General features: G+C 62.0%; 17 protein-coding genes and 4 tRNA genes. 4 read left to right on the forward strand and 17 right to left on the reverse strand.

Annotation, left to right across the window (positions count from 1 at the left end; translation table 11 throughout):
- Positions 1-90: 90 nt before the first annotated feature.
- The 11 genes from CAG33_RS08315 to CAG33_RS08365 form a co-directional block, all read right to left on the reverse strand.
- A complete protein-coding gene (locus tag CAG33_RS08315) occupies positions 91-966 on the reverse strand; it encodes a DUF2242 domain-containing protein (RefSeq protein ID WP_085630616.1) in 876 nt (291 codons plus the stop codon).
- 226 nt (positions 967-1,192) lie between these two features.
- Positions 1,193-3,064 (reverse strand): SurA N-terminal domain-containing protein, encoded by a 1,872-nt coding sequence (locus CAG33_RS08320; protein WP_085630618.1) that lies wholly within the window; start codon positions 3,062-3,064, stop codon positions 1,193-1,195.
- A 230-nt stretch (positions 3,065-3,294) separates the two neighbouring features.
- Complete coding sequence (locus CAG33_RS08325; protein WP_008077714.1) at positions 3,295-3,567, reverse strand: HU family DNA-binding protein; 273 nt, start codon at positions 3,565-3,567, stop codon at positions 3,295-3,297.
- 148 nt (positions 3,568-3,715) lie between these two features.
- On the reverse strand, positions 3,716-6,112 hold the full coding sequence (gene lon / locus CAG33_RS08330; RefSeq protein WP_085579648.1) for an endopeptidase La: 2,397 nt from the start codon (positions 6,110-6,112) through the stop codon (positions 3,716-3,718).
- 242 nt (positions 6,113-6,354) lie between these two features.
- On the reverse strand, positions 6,355-7,638 hold the full coding sequence (clpX, locus tag CAG33_RS08335; RefSeq protein ID WP_085579646.1) for an ATP-dependent Clp protease ATP-binding subunit ClpX: 1,284 nt from the start codon (positions 7,636-7,638) through the stop codon (positions 6,355-6,357).
- Between the two features lie 113 nt (positions 7,639-7,751).
- Positions 7,752-8,387 (reverse strand): ATP-dependent Clp endopeptidase proteolytic subunit ClpP, encoded by a 636-nt coding sequence (clpP, locus tag CAG33_RS08340; protein ID WP_085579644.1) that lies wholly within the window; start codon positions 8,385-8,387, stop codon positions 7,752-7,754.
- Positions 8,388-8,479: 92 nt separating this feature from the next.
- Positions 8,480-9,790: a trigger factor gene (gene tig / locus CAG33_RS08345; RefSeq protein WP_085579642.1), complete on the reverse strand. Its 1,311-nt coding sequence runs from the start codon at positions 9,788-9,790 to the stop codon at positions 8,480-8,482.
- Between the two features lie 309 nt (positions 9,791-10,099).
- Positions 10,100-10,175, reverse strand: a tRNA-His gene (locus CAG33_RS08350).
- A 77-nt stretch (positions 10,176-10,252) separates the two neighbouring features.
- Positions 10,253-10,337: transfer RNA gene (locus CAG33_RS08355), tRNA-Leu, on the reverse strand.
- A 57-nt stretch (positions 10,338-10,394) separates the two neighbouring features.
- A tRNA-His gene (locus tag CAG33_RS08360) sits at positions 10,395-10,470 on the reverse strand.
- A 32-nt stretch (positions 10,471-10,502) separates the two neighbouring features.
- Positions 10,503-10,579: transfer RNA gene (locus CAG33_RS08365), tRNA-Arg, on the reverse strand.
- 275 nt (positions 10,580-10,854) lie between these two features.
- Here CAG33_RS08365 and folD point away from each other — a divergent pair.
- Entirely contained in the window at positions 10,855-11,709 is an 855-nt protein-coding gene (gene folD, locus CAG33_RS08370; RefSeq protein ID WP_085579640.1) for a bifunctional methylenetetrahydrofolate dehydrogenase/methenyltetrahydrofolate cyclohydrolase FolD, read from the forward strand.
- 228 nt (positions 11,710-11,937) lie between these two features.
- Positions 11,938-12,876, forward strand: coding sequence for a D-alanyl-D-alanine endopeptidase (gene pbpG / locus CAG33_RS08375; RefSeq protein ID WP_085580083.1), 939 nt, complete (start codon positions 11,938-11,940; stop codon positions 12,874-12,876).
- A gap of 52 nt (positions 12,877-12,928) precedes the next feature.
- Here pbpG and CAG33_RS08380 read toward each other — a convergent pair whose 3' ends face one another.
- The 4 genes from CAG33_RS08380 to CAG33_RS08395 all read right to left on the reverse strand — a co-directional run bounded on the left by CAG33_RS08380 (position 12,929) and on the right by CAG33_RS08395 (position 15,396).
- Positions 12,929-13,132 (reverse strand): hypothetical protein, encoded by a 204-nt coding sequence (locus tag CAG33_RS08380; RefSeq protein ID WP_085637720.1) that lies wholly within the window; start codon positions 13,130-13,132, stop codon positions 12,929-12,931.
- A 98-nt stretch (positions 13,133-13,230) separates the two neighbouring features.
- Positions 13,231-13,902: a hypothetical protein gene (locus tag CAG33_RS08385; protein WP_085579636.1), complete on the reverse strand. Its 672-nt coding sequence runs from the start codon at positions 13,900-13,902 to the stop codon at positions 13,231-13,233.
- Positions 13,903-14,378: 476 nt separating this feature from the next.
- Positions 14,379-15,128: a TerC family protein gene (locus CAG33_RS08390; RefSeq protein ID WP_085579634.1), complete on the reverse strand. Its 750-nt coding sequence runs from the start codon at positions 15,126-15,128 to the stop codon at positions 14,379-14,381.
- A gap of 28 nt (positions 15,129-15,156) precedes the next feature.
- Positions 15,157-15,396: a hypothetical protein gene (locus CAG33_RS08395; protein WP_085579632.1), complete on the reverse strand. Its 240-nt coding sequence runs from the start codon at positions 15,394-15,396 to the stop codon at positions 15,157-15,159.
- Between the two features lie 150 nt (positions 15,397-15,546).
- On the opposite strand from CAG33_RS08395, the gene nhaR reads away from it, so the two are divergent.
- The gene (nhaR, locus tag CAG33_RS08400) at positions 15,547-16,446 is read left to right on the forward strand and encodes a transcriptional activator NhaR (protein WP_085579630.1); all 900 of its coding nucleotides are present in this window, start codon (positions 15,547-15,549) and stop codon (positions 16,444-16,446) included.
- Here nhaR and CAG33_RS08405 read toward each other — a convergent pair.
- Complete coding sequence (locus CAG33_RS08405; RefSeq protein ID WP_085579628.1) at positions 16,443-17,603, reverse strand: MFS transporter; 1,161 nt, start codon at positions 17,601-17,603, stop codon at positions 16,443-16,445. The two genes, nhaR and CAG33_RS08405, sit on opposite strands and share 4 nt — an antisense overlap.
- Before the next feature lie 336 nt (positions 17,604-17,939).
- On the opposite strand from CAG33_RS08405, the gene sstT reads away from it, so the two are divergent.
- A complete protein-coding gene (gene sstT / locus CAG33_RS08410) occupies positions 17,940-19,172 on the forward strand; it encodes a serine/threonine transporter SstT (protein WP_085579626.1) in 1,233 nt (410 codons plus the stop codon).
- 156 nt (positions 19,173-19,328) lie between these two features.
- Here the strand turns inward: sstT and CAG33_RS08415 are convergent, their stop codons facing one another.
- Positions 19,329-19,838, reverse strand: a complete 510-nt coding sequence (locus CAG33_RS08415) for a DUF1993 family protein (protein WP_085630622.1) — start codon at positions 19,836-19,838, stop codon at positions 19,329-19,331.
- Positions 19,839-19,962: the final 124 nt, after the last annotated feature.

Consider the following 19,962-nt stretch of genomic DNA (forward strand, 5'->3'; position numbering starts at 1 on the left):
TTCATGAAACTAACGTAGCAGCCGGAGGGGAATTTATCGCGGTTTTTTGCGGCGCCGTTGCAGGAGCGGACCGACCCGCTCCTGCCCGTGTCACTGGCCGGCGGGCAGCGCCGAAATCGGCTCGGACGGCGGCGCCAGGTTTGCAGGGTTGGCCGGCGGCGTGACGGCCTCCGTGGCGGGCGCAGGTTCCGCGCTCGGCGACGGTGTGACCGGTGCCGTTTCGGCGGTCGGGGTCACCGGTTGCGCACTGACGGGCGTCGCCTCGGCCGGTGCTGGCGCCGCCTCAGGCGCAGCCGGCGTGGCCTGCACCGCCGGAGTGGGGGCCGGTGCCGCCACAGGCTCTGCGGCCGGTGCAGGCGTTTCGGCCGCCGGCGTCGTTTTGGCCTCAGGCACGCCCAGGTCGGTCTTCGGCTTCTCGGTGATGTGCGCTGCCTTCTTGGCGTCCGCCGGCAGGAACAGCTCGACCAACGTGAAGAAACGCTCATAGAACTTCTGCGACGACACCGTCTCGCTGGCCACCTTCACCATCGAATCGTCCGACGAGCCGATCGGCATCGACACCGAACCCAGCACGCCCACCCCCAGGCTGGCGGAGTTGTTGGTCTTCTTCAGCGCGTAGCGGTCCTGCAGGGCGTTGGCGAACACCGTCGCGTGATGGCCGACGCTGCTGTCTTCGGCGCACACGACGTTGAAGCTGATTTCCAGGTGGCTCTCGCCGGTCTGCTGGAAACTCTTGTGGCCGCTGACCAGTTTCGGGTCGCTGCTGGTGATGATGTAGCCCTGGCTGAGCAACGCACGGCGCGCCGCTTCGCAACTGGCGGTGTCGCTCACCGGATAGTTGCGCGAGAACGTGCCTGAGTCATCGAAGTTCTCATGCTCGTAAACGGGCTTGTCCTTGGAGCAGCCGGCAGCGGCGGTCAGCAACAGCGCCAACCCGAAGAAACGCACGGGTATTGAATTCAACATTGAACATCCTGAGGGAAAAACGGTCCGGGGCGTATTGTGCATCAGATCGCCACCCCGCGGCGCATGGATTAGTGTCTTGAATCGGTTACAACTGTACCGGTCATGGGTGGCCGGAAAAAGTCGCACCGACAAACGTACGATGAAAAAACTGTCATCCGCCGCCCGGCGGAAACGAAAAGGCCCCGGATTCTCATCCGGGGCCTGACGTTTTGCGCTCAACCGAACATCAGTAACGCTTGATGTCCGCCTGGCCTTCCAGCTGCTTGCGGTAAGCCGCGAAGTCTTGCTGGCCCTCGCGCGAGGCGAGGAAGCGGCGGTACTGCGCCTTCTCTTCTTCGGTCGGCGCGGCGCCTTCGTTCACGCCGTTCAGGCGCACGATGGTCACGCCGCCGTCCGGCAGGGTGATGCTGCTGAAGGTCGGCTTGTCCTTGGCGGCCGGCTTCGGCATGCGGAACAGCGCTTGCAGCACCGCCGGATCGACGCCTTCCTGGGCACGGGTGGCCGCTTCGGTCACTTTCCAGTTCTGACCGTCCACCGCCTTGTCGGCCGGTGCCTTGCCGTCACGCAGGCTGGCGATCAACTGATCGGCACGGGTCTTGGCGGCAGCGCTGGCATGCTCCTTGACCAACTGGGTGCGGATAGCCGCAGACACGCTTTCCAGCGGCAGTTGAGCAGGCTTGAGGTGCTCCTTGGCGCGCAGCACGATCACGGTTTCCGGATCCAGCTCGATGGCGGTGCTGTTGGCGCCGTCATCCAGCACTTCGGTGCTGAACGCAGCCGTCACCACGGCACGGTTGGCGGCAACGCCTTCACCGCCCTCACGGCCGAATGGCTTGGAGGTGTGCACGGTCAGCTTCAGATCCTGCGCCGGCTGGGCCAGGTCGGAGGATTCGAACGAAGAGTCTTCCAGTTGCTTGGTCGCCTCGACGAAACGCTGCTCGACCTGCTGGGCCTTCAGCTCGCGGGTCAGCTTGTCCTTCAGGCTCGCCAGCGTCGGCACTTCCGGCGCCTCGACGCCCAGCAGCTTGATCAGGTGGAAACCGAAATCGGTGCGCACCGGTGCGGACACCTGATCCTTGGCCAGCGAGTACAAGGCTTTCTCGAACGCCGGGTCGTAGACGCCGGGACCTGCATAGCCCAGGTCGCCGCCGTTGTTGGCCGAACCCGGATCCTGCGAGAACTCCTTGGCCAGCGCTTCGAACTTCTCGCCCTTGGCCAGACGTGCCTGAATGTCTTCGATCTTCGCCTTGGCCTGGGCCTCGGTGGTCTTGCCGTTGACTTCGATCAGGATATGCGCCGCACGACGCTGTTCCGACAGGTTGGCGATCTCTTTCTGATAGGCCGCCTGCAGGTCTTCGTCCTTGACGGACACCTGGTCGAAGAACGAGGCCTTTTTCAGTTCCAGGTAATCGATGACCACTTGATCCGGGGTCATGAATTCCTTGGCGTGCTCGTCGTAGTAAGCCTTGACCTCGTCATCGGTCAGCTTGACGGCAGCCGGGTCGGCCTTGACGCTCAGCGCCGCGAAGTCGCGGGTCTGCTTCTCCAGGCGGGCGAACGCCAGCACCTGGGCGTCGGTGACGAAGCCGCTGCCGGCGACGCCGGCGCGCAGTTGGCCGATCAGCATTTCCTGGGCCAGCATCTGGCGGAACTGCATGCGACTGTAACCCAACTGGCGGATCACCTGGTCGAAGCGCTCGGAGCTGAACTTGCCGTCCACCTGGAACTCAGGCGTCTGCAGGATCACCTGATCCAGCGCAGCTTCCGAAAACGCGAACTTCGACTGTTCAGCGCCTTGCAGCAGCAGCTTACGGTCGATCAGGCCCTTGAGGGCCGAATCGCGCAACAGTTTTTCGTCGAGCAGAGAAGCGTCGAAATCCTTGCCCAGCTGTTGCATCAGCTGACGGCGCTGCATGTCGACGGCTTGGCTCAGCTCGTTCTGGCTGATTTCTTCGCCATTGACCTTGGCTGCCTCATTCTTGTGAGTGGCAGCCTTGAAAATGGCGTCGAAACCGGTCAGAGCCATCAGTACGACGATGACTCCGATGATGGTCTTGGCAATCCAGCCTTGTGAATTGTCCCTGATGTTCTGCAGCATGCGTCCCCCAGAAACGGTTGTACTTCAGAGTGGGCAACCGTGGAGCGTGGGTAGAATCCGGATAGAAGAAAGGCGCACCCGAGGATGCGCCTTCTCGAAACTGGCGGAGCGGACAGGGCTCGAACCCTCGATCCCGGCGTGGCAGGCAACGCTTCGGCTCGCCTGCCCTACCGCCCCGCTGCCAAGTCAGGCATGACCCCGACCCGGATGGGTAAAAACCTGAATCGAACTCAGTTGACAGCTTCTTTCAGGGCTTTACCGGCTTTGAAACCTGGCTTTTTAGCAGCAGCGATTTGCAGCGTCTTGCCGGTCTGTGGGTTGCGACCAACGCGAGCTGGACGATCGGTCACGGAGAAAGTGCCGAAACCAACCAGAACAACGGAGTCGCCAGCCTTCAGAGCGCCAGTGACGGATTCGATTACAGCGTCCAGCGCACGGCCAGCAGCAGCTTTCGGGATATCAGCGGATGCAGCGATAGCATCAATCAGTTCCGACTTGTTCACTCTAAGTCCCCTTATATCTATTTGAGTATGATTCTAAGTTTTTTGGTGAAAGCAAAAACGAGTGCTGAATGGCCTACAGACACTTAAGAGCCGCTTTATAACAAGGGCTCTAAAAAGCTGTCAAGGAAGCCCCCCAGGCAAATGCGTACTAATGCGTGCTAATTCTTTCCTTAGAGTCAGACTCACGTTTTTCGTCCTTGGCAACTATCTCCGGAGCCACATCCGGCAAGGGCTCCGGCGCGTATTGCAGCGCAATTTGCAGGACTTCGTCAATCCATTTAACCGGTTTGATCTGCAGATCCTGCTTGATATTGTCCGGAATTTCCTTCAGATCGCGCACGTTCTCTTCCGGGATAATGACGATCTTGATTCCGCCGCGGTGGGCCGCCAGCAGCTTCTCCTTCAGCCCGCCGATGGCCAGCACCTGGCCGCGCAGGGTGATCTCGCCGGTCATGGCGACATCGGCACGCACAGGAATGCCCGTCAAAGCCGACACCAGGGCGGTGCACATGCCTACACCGGCGCTCGGGCCGTCTTTCGGGGTCGCCCCTTCCGGCATGTGGATGTGGGTGTCGCGCTTCTCGTGGAAGTCCAGCGGAATGCCCAGGCTCTTGGCGCGGCTGCGCACCACGGTCTGGGCAGCGGTGATCGATTCGACCATGACGTCGCCCAGCGAACCGGTCTTGATCAGCTGCCCTTTGCCCGGCACGACAGCGGCTTCGATGGTAAGCAATTCGCCGCCGACCTGAGTCCAGGCCAGGCCAGTCACCTGTCCGATCTGATCCTGCTGTTCGGCCAGGCCGTAGCGGAACTTGCGCACGCCCAGGAAATGCTCCAGCAGGTCAGCTGTCACTTTCACCGAGAAACGTTTTTCCAGCGCGTGCTCCTTGACCGCCTTGCGGCAGACCTTGGCGATCTGGCGTTCCAGACCGCGCACACCGGCTTCACGGGTGTAGTAACGGATGATGTCGCGGATCGCTTCCTCGTCGAACTCCAGCTCGCCCTTCTTCAGGCCGTTGGCCTGGATCTGCTTCGGCGACAGGTATTTGACCGCGATGTTGATCTTCTCGTCCTCGGTGTAGCCCGGCAGACGGATCACTTCCATCCGGTCCAGCAGCGCCGGCGGGATGTTCATCGAGTTGGAGGTGCACAGGAACATTACGTCGGAGAGGTCGTAGTCGACTTCCAGATAGTGGTCGTTGAAGTTGTGGTTCTGCTCCGGATCGAGCACTTCCAGCAACGCCGACGCCGGGTCGCCCCGCATGTCGCTGCCCATCTTGTCGATTTCATCGAGCAGGAACAGCGGGTTGCGGACACCCACCTTTGTCATCTTTTGAATCAATCTTCCTGGCATCGAACCGATGTAGGTTCGACGGTGACCACGGATTTCCGCTTCGTCACGCACACCGCCCAAGGCCATGCGCACGAACTTGCGGTTGGTGGCATGGGCGATCGACTCCGCCAGCGAGGTCTTGCCCACGCCCGGAGGACCGACCAGGCACAGCACCGGGCCACGGATCTTCTTCACGCGCTTCTGCACGGCGAGGTATTCGAGGATGCGTTCCTTGACCTCTTCGAGGCCGTAGTGGTCGGCATCAAGAATGTCTTCGGCGCGGGCCAGATCCAGGCGTACCTTGCTCTGGGCCTTCCACGGCACCTGCACCAGCCAGTCGATGTACGAGCGCACCACCGTGGCTTCGGCGGACATCGGCGACATCTGCTTGAGCTTGTTCAGCTCGGCGGTCGCCTTGGCCAGGGCGTCTTTCGGCAAGCCAGCGGCGTCGATGCGCTTCTTCAGGTCCTCGACTTCGTTGTGGCCTTCGTCGCTGTCGCCGAGCTCTTTCTGAATGGCCTTCATTTGCTCATTCAAGTAGTACTCGCGCTGACTGCGCTCCATCTGTTTCTTGACCCGGCCGCGGATGCGCTTCTCGACCTGCAGCAGGTCGATTTCGGCGTCCAGCAGCGCCAGGACGTGCTCGACCCGGGCCGACAGGTCGACGATCTCCAGGATCTCCTGCTTCTGCTCGATCTTGAGCGCCATGTGCGCGGCCATGGTGTCCACCAGGCGGCCCGGCTCGTCGATGCTGTTGAGCGACGACAGGACTTCGGCTGGGACTTTCTTGCCCAACTGCACATATTGTTCGAACTGCGACAGCAGGCTGCGCACGAACACTTCGGATTCACGCTCGGCGGCGTCGGTCTCTTCGATGAGCGACACTTCGGCGCGGCAGTGACCGTCGACTTCGCTGAAACGCTCGACGGTGCCGCGCTGCTCGCCTTCGACCAGCACCTTGACCGTGCCGTCAGGCAGCTTGAGCAATTGCAGAACGGTGGCGATGGTGCCTACGCGGTAGAGAGCCTCTTCGCCGGGATCGTCGTCGGCCGGGTTTCTCTGGGCCAGCAGCAGGATCTGCTTGTCGCCCGCCATCGCTGCCTCGAGGGCTTCGATGGACTTCTCGCGCCCCACGAACAGTGGGATAACCATGTGCGGATAGACCACGACATCACGCAATGGCAGGAGAGGCAATTCGATGGTTGTCTTCATGATTTCGCCTCTGCGTCGGCCAGATGGCCGTAAAAGGATGGAAGTAAGCTTGAAACCAAGATGGGGGCTGCATCCGAAAAATACAAGCGGATAAAGGATCGGCTTGAAAAATCACGACTTACGCATGCGCACGCAGGGATTGAGTGCCGTGGGGAACAGCCCGGCCCGCTTGCGCCGGATCGCCTGCACCCGAAAAAGCAAAGGGGCCCGAAGGCCCCTTCCTGATCCGGCACGGTGGACGCTTACGCGTCCGGCGCTGCCTTGGCGGTCGGCTCACTGTTCTCGTAGATGTACAGTGGCTTGGACTTGCCTTCAATGACGCTTTCGTCGATCACGACTTTACTCACGTCGGACTGCGACGGGATTTCGTACATCGTGTCGAGCAGCACGCCTTCGAGGATCGAACGCAGGCCGCGGGCACCGGTCTTGCGCTCCAGCGCACGCTTGGCGACGGACTTCAGCGCATCGGAGCGGAACTCCAGATCCACGCCTTCCATCTCGAACAGCTTGGCGTACTGTTTGGTCAACGCGTTCTTCGGCTCGGTGAGGATCTGCATCAGAGCAGCCTCGTCCAGCTCGTCCAGGGTCGCCAGCACCGGCAGACGACCGACGAATTCCGGGATCAGACCGAACTTGACCAGATCGTCAGGCTCGACCTCACGCAGGGATTCACCGACCTTCTTGCCCTCTTCCTTGCTGCGCACTTCGGCGTTGAAGCCGATGCCGCCCTTGGTGGAGCGGTTCTGGATGACCTTTTCCAGGCCGGAGAACGCACCGCCGCAGATGAACAGGATGTTGCGGGTGTCGACCTGCAGGAACTCCTGCTGCGGATGCTTGCGGCCACCCTGCGGCGGAACGGAGGCGACGGTGCCTTCGATCAGCTTGAGCAAGGCCTGCTGCACGCCCTCGCCCGACACGTCGCGGGTGATCGACGGGTTGTCGGACTTGCGCGAGATCTTGTCGATTTCGTCGATGTAGACAATGCCCATCTGGGCCTTTTCCACATCGTAGTCGCACTTCTGCAGCAGCTTCTGAATGATGTTCTCGACGTCCTCGCCCACGTACCCCGCCTCGGTGAGGGTGGTCGCGTCAGCGATGGTGAACGGAACGTTCAGCAGGCGGGCCAGGGTTTCGGCCAGCAGGGTCTTGCCCGAGCCGGTCGGGCCGATCAGCAGGATGTTGCTCTTGCCGAGCTCGACATCGTCACTTTTCTTGTCACGCTGGTTCAGACGCTTGTAGTGGTTATACACCGCTACCGCCAGAACCTTCTTGGCACGCTCCTGACCGATCACGTACTGATCAAGGATGCCGCTGATTTCTTTGGGCGAAGGCAGTTTATGCGCGCTGCTTTCGGCCTGTGCCTCCTGCACCTCCTCGCGGATGATGTCATTGCACAGGTCGACGCACTCGTCGCAGATAAAGACCGAGGGGCCGGCAATCAATTTGCGTACTTCATGCTGGCTTTTGCCACAGAAGGAGCAATAAAGCAGCTTGCCGTTGTCCTCGCCGTTGCGGGTGTCAGTCATTCGATCGATCCAAATCCGATAGGCTTGCAACACAAGATGAAGGCTATTGCGGGCTTTTTCAAGCCCGCAGGTGATCGGACCTGCCGACCTGCCTTGTTTTCGGGCTGCTTGTTTTAAGCGGGACGCTGCTCGATCACTTCATCGATCAAGCCGTACTCGCGCGCAGCGTGGGCGCTCATGAAGTTGTCGCGGTTGGTGTCGCGCTCGATTTCCTCGAGCGTGCGCCCGCTGTGCTTGGCCATCAGCGTGTTGAGGCGCTCGCGGATGAACAGGATTTCCTTGGCGTGGATCTCGATGTCCGAGGCCTGACCCTGGAAACCGCCCAGCGGCTGGTGAATCATCACGCGCGAGTTCGGCAGGCAGTAGCGCTTGCCCGGCGCACCGGCGGTCAGCAGGAAAGCGCCCATGCTGCACGCCTGACCGATGCAGGTCGTCGACACGTTCGGCTTGATGAACTGCATGGTGTCGTAGATCGACATGCCCGCGGTCACCGAACCACCCGGCGAGTTGATATAGAGATGGATGTCCTTGTCCGGGTTTTCCGCCTCAAGGAACAGCAGTTGCGCGCAGATCAGGTTGGCCATGTAGTCTTCGACAGGACCGACCAGGAAGATCACCCGCTCCTTGAGAAGACGCGAGTAGATGTCATAGGCGCGCTCGCCGCGAGCGGATTGCTCGACAACCATCGGGACCAGGCCGCCGGCGGCCTGGACATCAGAGTTCTGCTGAATATAAGAATTTCGGAACATGCTCTGCAGTCACTCCCAAATAGTTATGTCTTGAATGCACATAAGCCAGCGCGAAGGCTGGCTTATGTGTGTACTTCTTAACGCAGGAACAATCAGTCGGCTTTTGGAGCTTCTACCGGCTTGACCGCTTCTTCGTAAGAGACCGATTTGTCGGTCACGCTAGCTTTCTGCAGAACAGTATCCACAACTTGTTCTTCCAGCACAACCGAACGGACTTCGTTCAGTTGCTGCTCGTTCTTGTAGTACCAGGACACCACTTGCTCAGGCTCTTGGTAAGCCGAGGCCATTTCCTGGATCATTTCGCGAACGCGCGCTTCGTCAGGCTTGAGGTCGTTCTGCTTGACCACTTCAGCCACGATCAGGCCCAGCACCACACGGCGCTTGGCTTGCTCTTCGAACAGCTCGGCCGGCAGTTGGTCAGGCTTGATGTTGCCGCCGAACTGCTGGACGGCCTGCACGCGCAGACGGTCGACTTCGTTGGACAGCAGCGCCTTCGGCACTTCGATCGGGTTGGTGGCCAGCAGACCGTCCATGACCTGGTTCTTCACCTTGGACTTGATCGCCTGACGCAGTTCACGCTCCATGTTCTTGCGAACTTCGGTGCGGAAACCTTCCAGGCCCGATTCCTTGATGCCGAACTGGGCGAAGAACGCTTCGTTCAGCTCAGGCAGCTGAGGCTCGGATACGGTGTTGACGGTCACGGTGAACTCGGCGGTCTTGCCGGCCAGGTCCAAGTTCTGATAATCCTCAGGGAAGGTCAGGTTCAGAACGCGCTCTTCACCGGCCTTGGCGCCGACCAGGCCTTCTTCGAAGCCCGGGATCATGCGGCCGGAGCCCAGCACCAGCTGGGTGCCCTTGGCGGAACCGCCGGCGAACGCTTCGCCGTCGACCTTGCCGACGAAATCGATGTTCAGCTGGTCTTCGTTCTGGGCAGCGCGCTCGGCCACTTCGAAACGGGTGTTCTGCTTGCGCAGGATGTCCAGCATCTTGTCCAGGTCGGCGTCAGCCACGTCGGCGCTCAGGCGCTCGACGGTGATGCCGTCGAAACCGGCGACGGTGAACTCAGGGAACACTTCGAATACGGCTACGTATTCCAGGTCCTTGCCGGCTTCCAGGGATTTCGGCTCGATCGAAGGCGAACCGGCAGGGTTCAGCTTCTGCTCGACCACCGCCTCATAGAAGGAGGACTGGATCACGTCGCCCACCGCTTCCTGACGAGCGTCGGCACCGAAACGGCGCTTGATTTCGCTCATCGGCACTTTGCCTGGACGGAAGCCCGCAATCTTGGCCTTTTGGGCAGTCTGCTGCAGACGCTTGTTGACCTGGCTCTCGATGCGCTCGGCCGGCACGGTGACGCTCATGCGGCGCTCAAGAGCAGTAGTATTTTCAACAGAAACTTGCATGGATATTCCTCGTTGCACAGACGTTGGCCGGCCGTTTCCGACCCCAGAATCAAGGGCATGCATTCTAGTGGGTCAAACCCAAGAAGTCACCCTACTGAAATCAGGTGGAAACGCAGCAGGCGGTTTTCCGGTGCGGACGCACGGATGCGCCGCGCTCCGCAGGCGAATACAACAATCCCGCCAGGGGTTCGTGCCGACCATTCTATATATAGAAGAGGCGCGCCAGCATCTCCCTGACAGCCGGCCCGAAACACGGACCGCCGAAACAAAAAAGGCGCCAGACTGTTAAATCTGGCGCCTTTCGAAATATGGGGTGGACGATGGGGATCGAACCCACGACAACGGGAGTCACAATCCCGTGCTCTACCAACTGAGCTACGCCCACCATATTGCGTGTCAAAAAAGCCTTTCAGCCCCTTTGCGATACCTCAACCAAGCCAGCGGCATGAATGAAGCCTTGATTGGTGCGGATGAAGAGACTCGAACTCTTACGCCTCGCGGCGCTGGAACCTAAATCCAGTGTGTCTACCAATTCCACCACATCCGCGACTTGAAGCGGTTAAAGCAAAGGCGCCAGACCGTTAAATCTGGCGCCTTTTGAATATGGGGTGGACGATGGGGATCGAACCCACGACAACGGGAGTCACAATCCCGTGCTCTACCAACTGAGCTACGCCCACCATATCGCGCTACTTGTGCCAATGCTGCCTAATGGCGCACCCGGCAGGACTCGAACCTGCGACCATCCGCTTAGAAGGCGGATGCTCTATCCAGCTGAGCTACGGGCGCCTTGTTAATCTGTACCCTTGGAGGACTACAAACTAAGTGCTTTCCGGCCTTGCAGAACCTTGATTCCGCTCGACTTTCTTAACCAGTGCTAGGCTGTGCCCGACAAGTGCGACGAATAGTATAGAGACACCCGGAGACCGTCAAATCCTTTTTAAAAAAAATTCATTTAATTAAAGGGGTTAGGGGAATTTGCAGACCAAGCGCCTTTGCCCTCACCGCCTGACATGCGAGAATGCGTTCTCATTTTTTCCCCTCTCGATGGTTAATCACGCGCAATGACTGCACAACTAATCGACGGCAAATCCATCGCCGCCAGCCTGCGCCAGCAGATCGCCCAACGGGTCGCAGAGCGTCGCGAGCAAGGCCTGCGCACGCCGGGCCTGGCGGTGATCCTGGTCGGCAGCGATCCTGCCTCTCAGGTTTATGTCTCGCACAAGCGTAAAGACTGTGAAGAGGTCGGCTTCCTTTCCCAGGCCTACGACCTGCCTTCCGACACCACCCAGCAGGCGCTGGCCGACCTGATCGACCGCCTGAACGACGACCCGGCGATCGACGGCGTCCTGCTCCAGCTCCCGCTGCCGGAACACCTGGACGCCTCCAAGCTGCTGGAGCGCATCCGTCCGGACAAGGACGTCGACGGTTTCCACCCTTATAACGTCGGCCGTCTGGCCCAGCGCATCCCGCTGCTGCGCCCGTGCACCCCCAAAGGCATCATGACCCTGCTGGAAAGCACCGGCGTCGACCTGTACGGCATGCACGCCGTGGTCGTCGGCGCTTCCAACATCGTCGGTCGCCCGATGGCGATGGAGCTGCTGCTGGCCGGCTGCACCGTGACCGTCACCCACCGCTTCACCAAGGACCTGGCCGGCCACGTCGGCCGCGCCGACCTGGTGGTGGTCGCCGCTGGCAAGCCGGGCCTGGTCAAAGGCGAGTGGATCAAGGAAGGCGCGATCGTGATCGACGTCGGCATCAACCGCCAGGAAGACGGCAAGCTGGTGGGCGACGTGGTGTACGAGACCGCCCTGCCCCGCGCCGGCTGGATCACGCCGGTGCCGGGCGGCGTAGGCCCGATGACCCGCGCCTGCCTGCTGGAAAACACGCTCTACGCGGCAGAAACCCTGCACGGCTGAGGCGCGTTTTCCGCCCCCTGAGAACCCCGCCTTGCGCGGGGTTTTTCATGCCCTCGAAAAAACCTTTACCGTTCGCCGGAAACCCCTATTTTCACAGGGCTTTTCACGACTTTTTCATGGCTCTCGCACAACCATCGACAGTTCTTCGACCATACTCCTACAATGCGTCGTTTTTACGACACAAGCCGTTACAAAAGCGGCATTTCCAACCCTTATGAGTTCGCCCGCGTGAATATTCGCCTCTCCATCCTGAGCCTGGTTTTTGCATTTTCAGGCACACTCCTCACGCCAACGGCCGATGCCGCCGAAACCACCGCTGCCCCCCGAGACGCCTCGCAACTTAAGATCGCCTCCGGCAGCGCCCTGCTGATGGACATGCAGACCAATAAAGTCATCTATTCCAGCAACCCGGACGTGGTCGTGCCGATCGCCTCCGTGAGCAAGCTGATGACCGGCCTGGTGGTTGTGGAAGCGCGACAGAACATGGACGAATGGATCGACGTCGACATCAGCAATACCCCGGAAATGAAGGGCGTGTTCTCCCGGGTCAAACTGCGAAGCGAACTGCCGCGCCGCGAGATGCTGCTGATCGCGCTCATGTCCTCGGAGAACCGGGCGGCCGCCAGCCTCGCCCACCACTACCCGGGCGGCTACGCAGCGTTCATCGCCGCCATGAACGCCAAGGCCAAGGCCCTGGGCATGACCAGCACCCATTTCGTCGAACCGACCGGCCTGTCGGAGCGCAACGTGTCCACCGCCCGCGACCTGAGCAAACTGCTGGTGGCCGCGCACAAGCATCCGATCCTCAGCGAACTGACCACCACCAAGGAAAAGACCGTGTCGTTCCGCAAGCCCAACTACACCCTGGGCTTTCGCAACACCGATCATCTGGTGAACAAAGCGGACTGGGACATCAAGATCACCAAGACCGGCTTCACCAACCCCGCCGGGCATTGCCTGGTGCTGGTGACCCGCATGGGCAACCGCCCGGTGACCCTGGTGATCCTCGATGCGTTCGGCAAGTACACCCACTTCGCCGACGCCAGCCGCATCCGCAGTTGGGTGGAAACCGGCAAGAGCACCAACGCACCGGCGGCGGCGCTGCAGTACAAGGCGGCGAAGAACCTGAAGAACCGCCCCGGCAACGTGGTCGAAGCATCCAAGTAATCCGCGAAACGACAAAGCCCCGAACGTTCGGGGCTTTTTTTCGTCTGCGGTTTCAATCGTTGGGCAGCGGCATCTGGTCATCGTCGGGGATGCCGTCGCCGGCGCTGGGATCCCGCGTACGCGGCGTCACCACCGCCGGACGGGCCAACGGGTCGCGCAGCGGGCTTTCAGGATCCAGCACCGGATCCATCTCGGGTTCCGCCGTGGTCGGCACGCTGTCGGGTTTATGGTCATCGAAGCTCGAATCGGTACTCATGGGCACCTCGCATCCGGGATACGGCCCGGAACGACCGGGCCTCTGACCATAAGAAACCCGATGCATCACGCCGTGCCCGAGAGATGACGAACGGCGCCTTACTGCGCCCCCAGCGCCTTGCGCGCCTGGGCCGCTTCCTGCTCCTGCCCGGCCTGGGCCAGCTCGTCGGCGGCCTTCAGCCAGCGCTGGCGGTCGACCGAGGCCGGCACCTGCGAAGGCTTCTGGATCAGCACCGCCCAGCCGCCGGCCTTGTTCAGGGCCGACTCGAAGGCGTCGAAGCCCATCAGCTCGCGCCGGTTCATCCCGGCGCGCAACAGCACGGTCTGCTTTTTCCGGTCGTAGCCGGAGAGGATCGCGTAGCGCGGCTCGGCCCAGAAGGCCGAGCCTTCGCTGAAGCGCACCATCACCGGATAGCCTGCGGCGACCTGGGTCAGCAGCGCCGGCAGCCGGCTGTCCAGCGGATAGACCACCATGCCGTATTCCCGGGCGAGGTTCTGCAGGTTCTGCTGCAACTGGTCTTGCGCTTGGGGCAGGCGCAGCGGCTTCTCCAAAAGGCCCGGCGTGATCACGATACCCTGCTGCGACAACAGGCTGGCCAGCACCTGTGGCCCGCTCTGATTGGCCTCGCCACGGTAGAACGTGCCGCTGAGCTCGACCCGCTCCGGCAAACGCTGAACCTCCGGCGCCACACTGCCCGCGCACCCCGCCAGGGCGGCTGCGCAACCTGCCGCCAGCAGCGCCGCGCGGATCCGAGAAAATACCTGCACCATCGTCACTCTCTATCAAAGACGCCGGTCGTCGTGTTCCGGCTTGGCCGACGATCATAGGACGGCGCAGCGCCGGGGTATAGCCCGAAACGGCAGACGCTTGCCGGGCATAGAGCGAATCGGTCGGTCACCCTCGACCTTCGGTCAATGGCCTGAAACACACCAGCGTCTAGACTGAAGCCTGAAGACAGAGAAAGCGTGCGCCCGACGCAGGGCAAAAGAGGAGGCAACGATGAGCCTGACGATGACGATCATGATGCTGATAGCCGGCTGGCTGGCCGTGGCCGCCGCCATGTTGTGGGGCGTGCTGCGCATCGCCCGGCGCCACCACCCTCATCCGCCCCGTCCCGAACCTGCGCAGAAGACGCCAGGCACCGCACCCGCCACGCCACCGCGCACTGACTGGCGCCCGACAGCCCAAACGGAAAAAGGCCGCCCGGACTCGCAAGAGCCCGGGCGGCCTTTTCGTTCAGCGGCGCTTAGCCTTCGGCCGGCAGGCGCTTCTGCTTGGCCCGGCGCGACATCATGTTCAGCACCTCGATGGCCGCGGAGAACGCCATCGCCGCATACACATAGCCTTTGGGCACATGGGCGCCGAAGCCTTCGGCGATCAGCGTCATGCCGATCATGATCAGGAAGCCCAGGGCCAGCATCACCACCGTCGGGTTGTCGTTGATGAACTTGGCCAGCGGATCGGCCGCCAGCAGCATCACCAATACCGACACCAGCACCGCGATGATCATGATCGGCAGGTGTTCGGTCATGCCGACGGCAGTGATGATGCTGTCGATGGAGAACACCAGGTCCAACATCAGGATCTGCCCGATGGCGGCGGCGAAACCCAGGGTCACGGTGGAGCTGGCGGACTTCGGATCCTCCGGCGCCGGATCCATGCTGTGATGGATCTCCGTGGTGGCTTTCCACAGCAGGAACAGGCCGCCGGCGATCAGGATGATGTCCTTCCAGGAGAACGCATGGCCGAAGATCTCGATCACAGGCTCGGTCAGCTGGACGATGAACGCGATGGTGCTCAGCAGGCCCAGACGCAGGATCAGCGCCATGCCGATACCGATGCGCCGCGCCTTCTGACGGTGCTGCTCGGGCAGCTTGTTGGTCAGGATCGAGATAAAGATCAGGTTATCGATGCCGAGCACGATCTCCATCACCACCAGGGTGGCGAGCGCAATCCAGGCGGTGGGGCTGGCGGCGAGTTCCAACAGATATTCCATGGTTCAGTCCTGGTTCTTGTAAGACGTTTTAGATTTCCTGGGAGGACGATTCGGATTTTCCGTCGTCATCCTTCGATTCGTTCTTGCCGGTCAGATTGCCGGTGGCATCACTGAGCGCCTGCTCCGCCGCCTTGTGGGTGTCGTCGATGGCCTGCTTGGCGGCTTCCGCCGCTTGCCCCATCAGTTGCTGGGCGCTCTTTTCCGCTTGGTCGCATCCGGCCAACACCAGTAAAGACGCGATCAGCACCGCCGTGGTTTTGAGTTTCATCTTGTTTCCCTCGAATGGATCAGACATCTGGCCTGACAGGCCCGCCGTCGATGGCTGGGCATTCTAGGGAAGGTGACACTTCAGAAAAATTCGTATTTTTACCGGCTATACTTCGGTTTTTACGAACAAAACATTTCACAGAAGAACGCCATGCTCAATTACCGACAACTGCATTACTTCTGGGTGGTGGCCAAGACCGGCAGCATCGTGCGCGCCTGCGAGCAGTTGAACCTGACCCCGCAGACCATCAGCGGGCAGATTTCCCTGCTCGAAGAAACCTACGGCATCGAACTGTTCCGCCGGGTCGGCCGCCAGCTGGAGCTCACCGAAGCCGGGCGCCAGACCCTGCCTTATGCCGAACAGATGTTTCAGTTGGGCGGCGAGCTGGAACGGATGCTGCGCACCCAGCCCAACGAGCAGCAGATCCTGTTCCGCGTCGGCGTGGCCGATGTGGTGCCCAAATCCATCGTCTACCGCCTGATCGCGCCGACCATGGAACTGAGCGAGCCGCTGCGCATCACCTGCCGCGAAGACAAACTGGAACGGTTGCTGGCGGATCTGGCGATCCAGCGGCTGGACATGGTGATTTCCGACAGTCCGATGCCGTCGCACCTGGACATAAAGGGCTACAGCCAGAAACTGGGGGAATGCGGGATCAGCTTTTTCGCCACCGCCGAACTGGCGGCGCAATACGGAAACGACTTCCCGCGCAGCCTGCACGGTGCGCCGCTGTTGATTCCCGGCGCGGAAACCGTGGTGCGCAGCCGCCTGCAGCGCTGGTTCGCCGAACAGCAGATCCAGCCGAGGATCGTCGGCGAGTTCGATGACAGCGCGCTGATGCAGGCGTTCGGCCAGTCCGGCAGCGGGATCTTCATCGGCCCCAGCGTGATCGCCGATGAGGTGAAGCGTCAGTGCGGCGTCGAAGCGATCGGCCAGACCGACGCGGTGAGCGAATCGTTCTACGCGATTTCCGTGGAGCGCAAGGTCAAGCACCCCGGCATCGTTGCGATCACCGAAGGTGCCCGACGCGAGCTGTTCACCGCCCTTTAGGCCTCGGCGCAGGCCACCCGCGGCTTGAGCGCCATCAGTACCATGGCCAGGACGATCGACAGCAGGATGAAGCCGGCGGCGGCGAAGCCCACGAAGCCCAGGCCGGCGCTGTCGATCACCCGGCCGCCGACCATCGCGCCCAGGCCGATGCCCAGGTTGGCCCCGGCGATGTTCAGCGACGCGGCGAACGCCGGCGCCTCGGGCGCCGCCTTCATCAGGCGCACGTGACTGACCAGGAACAGCGCCGCCTGGGTCACGCCCCAGATGCCCATCGCCGCCGCCAGCCCGACCGGCGAATGGATGTTCGGCACCAGTGCCACCATGCCGGCGATCATGAAGGTGCAGAACATGATCGACGCCACCAGCGGATGACGGTCCACCGCGCGGCCACCCAGCGAGTTGCCGATCAGCCCCACCGCGCCGAAGCCCATCAGGCACCAGCCGACCACGGTGCCGTTGAACCCGGCCAGCCGTTCCAGGATGTCCGCCAGGTAGGTATAGGCGGTGAACATGCCGCTGAACACCACGATCGACAGCAGCACATGGCCCAGCATCAGCGGGCTGCGCAGAATCTTGAACTGCGAGGCGAAACTGACCTGATGCTGGTGCAGGTGGGTCTTGGGCAGGTAGACGAACAGCAGCAACGCCTTGGCGAACGCGATCACCGCCAGGATGGCGAACGCGCTGCGCCAGCCGAACGCGTCGGAAATCAGCGTGCCGACCGGAATGCCGAACACGGTGGCGCAGACGATGCCGAAGCCGATCTTGGCGATGGCGCGGCCGGCGTGGTCGGGGCCGACGATGTCCACCGCCGTTTCGCTGGCCAGGGCCCAGAACACCGGCAGCCCGAGCGCCGGGATCAGCCGGGCGACGGCCATCACCCAGATGTTCGGCGCCAGGGCCGCGAGGGTGTTGGCCAGGCCGAACATGATCAGGATGGTGATGAACAGCCGGCGCCGCTCGAACCGTGCGAAGAACGCCGTCAGGAACGGCCCGAACATCGCCACGGTGAAGGCGAACAGGGTCACCAGCAACCCGGCCTGCGGGATGGTGACGTCAAGGTCTCGGGCGATCGCCGGCAACAGGCCGACGATGATGAATTCCGTGGTCAGCACCGTGAAGCCGGCGGCGGACAACAGAAGGATCGGAAACAGCATGGGAAACTCCAGCGAAACGACGGCACCGGCGTTCGACCCGAAGGCCCGCCGGCAAATCTGAAAATGAGGATGGCGGATCTTAACAGAAGTGTTTGCGCCCAGGCTTGCACAAAGCTGCCGATCTTGCCGGCCGTTCGGGCGGCGGATCGTCACAGGCCTGAAGGAACGCGCCTGTGCTGTGGTAAAGTCCGCGCCCTGCAAAACGTACACCCTGTTCAGCGACCCGTTTGTCGGCGTCGTTGGCTCGCCGACACTTTCGGTTCGTGCGCCGGGCCTGCCCCCGCCTTGTCGTCCGCGCACGCGACCTGCTCCCCATAAAAATTCAGAGATGCCGTTATGACCGCTTCATCCCCTTCTCTATTGCAGCGCCTGAAAAACCTCAGCCTGGTCACGCAGATCCTGATCGGTCTGGTGGCCGGCATCGCCCTGGCGCTGTTCGCGCCGGAAGCGGCCAAAGGCACTGCGTTCATCGGCAAGGTGTTCGTCTCGGCCCTCAAGGCCGTGGCGCCGATTCTGGTGTTCGTGCTGGTCATGGCCTCGATCGCCAACCACAAGCACGGCCAGGAAACCCACATCCGGCCGATCCTGTTCCTGTACCTGTTGGGGACGTTCGGCGCCGCCGTGGTGGCGGTGATCGCCAGCACGCTGTTCCCGTCCCACCTGGTGCTGTCCACCGACAACGTCGCGGTGACCGCGCCCGGCGGCATCGGCGAAGTGCTGCAGAGCCTGCTGCTGAGCGTGGTCGACAACCCGGTCAGCGCCCTGATGAACGCCAACTTCATCGGCATCCTGGCCTGGGCCATCGGCATGGGCGTGGCGATCCGCCATGCCGGCGACACCACCCGCCAGGTGCTGGACGACCTGTCCAACGGCGTGACCCTGATCGTGCGGGTGGTGATCCGCTTCGCCGCGCTGGGCATTTTCGGCCTGGTGGCCTCGACCCTGGCCACCTCGGGCTTCGGCGCGCTGATCGGCTATGCGCACCTGCTGGCCGTGCTGCTGGGCTGCATGCTGTTCGTGGCGCTGGTGATGAACCCGCTGATCGTGTTCTGGAAGCTGCGCCGCAACCCGTATCCGCTGACGCTCAAGTGCCTGCGCGAAAGCGGCATCACCGCGTTCTTCACCCGCAGCTCGGCGGCCAACATTCCGGTCAACCTGGAACTGAGCAAGCGCCTGGGCCTGCACGAAGACACCTATTCGGTGTCGATCCCGCTCGGCGCCACCATCAACATGGCCGGCGCGTCGATCACCATCACCGTGCTGACCCTGGCCGCCGTGCACACCCTGGGCATCGCCGTGGACATCCCGACCGCGATCCTGCTCAGCGTCGTCGCGGCGATCTGCGCCTGCGGCGCCTCAGGCGTGGCCGGTGGTTCGCTGCTGCTGATTCCGCTGGCGTGCAGCCTGTTCGGCATCCCGAGCGAGATCGCCATGCAGGTGGTGGCCGTGGGCTTCATCATCGGCGTGCTGCAGGACTCGGCCGAGACCGCGCTGAACTCTTCCACCGACGTGCTGTTCACCGCCGCCGCGTGCCTGGGCGAAGAACAGAAGGCCCAGCGCCCGGCCTGACGCCAAACCTGTAGGAGCGAGCCTGCTCGCGATGGCGTTCCGGCCAGTACGGCCACATCGCGAGCAGGCTCGCCCCTACAGAAGAACGGCATGAAAAAGCCCGCCAAGGTTGACGCCTTGGCGGGCTTTTTCAATGGTTTTGCGAAGCCGGGCGGCTTAGAACGCGCCCATGTAATCGCGCTTGCCCACTTCCACGCCGTTGTGGCGCAGCAGCGCGTAGGCGGTGGTGACGTGGAAGAAGAACTGCGGCAGGCCGTAGGTCAGCAGGTAGGCCTGGCCGGTGAAGCGCTTCTCTTTCGGCGTGCCCGGACGGGTCACGATCTCGATGCCTTCCTTGCCGTTGATCTGCTCCGGCTTGATCTCGCCGATGAAGGCCAGGACTTTGCTCAGCAGGGCTTGCAGCTCGGCGAAGGTGGTTTCGCTGTCGTCGTACTTCGGCAGCTCGACTTCGGCCAGGCGGGCCGACACGCCCTTGGCGAAGTCCACGGCGATCTGCACCTGGCGCACCAGCGGGAACATGTCCGGGTACAGGCGCGCCTGGAGGAAGGCGTTCGGGTCGATGTTTTTCTCGGTGGCGTGGGCTTCGGCCTTTTTCAGCACATCGCTCAGGGCGTTGAGCATCTGCTGGAAAACCGGGACGGATGCGGCGTACAGGGAAATGGTCATGGCAGTCTCGCGTGGTGGCGGGTGGTCAAACGTGGGCGATTATAGCCATGCCTTGCGCCGGTGCGGCTTGTCTTTTGTCACGCAAGGATTAGGCTAGGCGCCTTCGACTGCACAGGGAGCCCGC

The sequence above is a fragment of the Pseudomonas sp. B3(2017) genome (genome assembly GCF_002113595.1).
Lineage (GTDB): Bacteria > Pseudomonadota > Gammaproteobacteria > Pseudomonadales > Pseudomonadaceae > Aquipseudomonas > Aquipseudomonas ekonensis.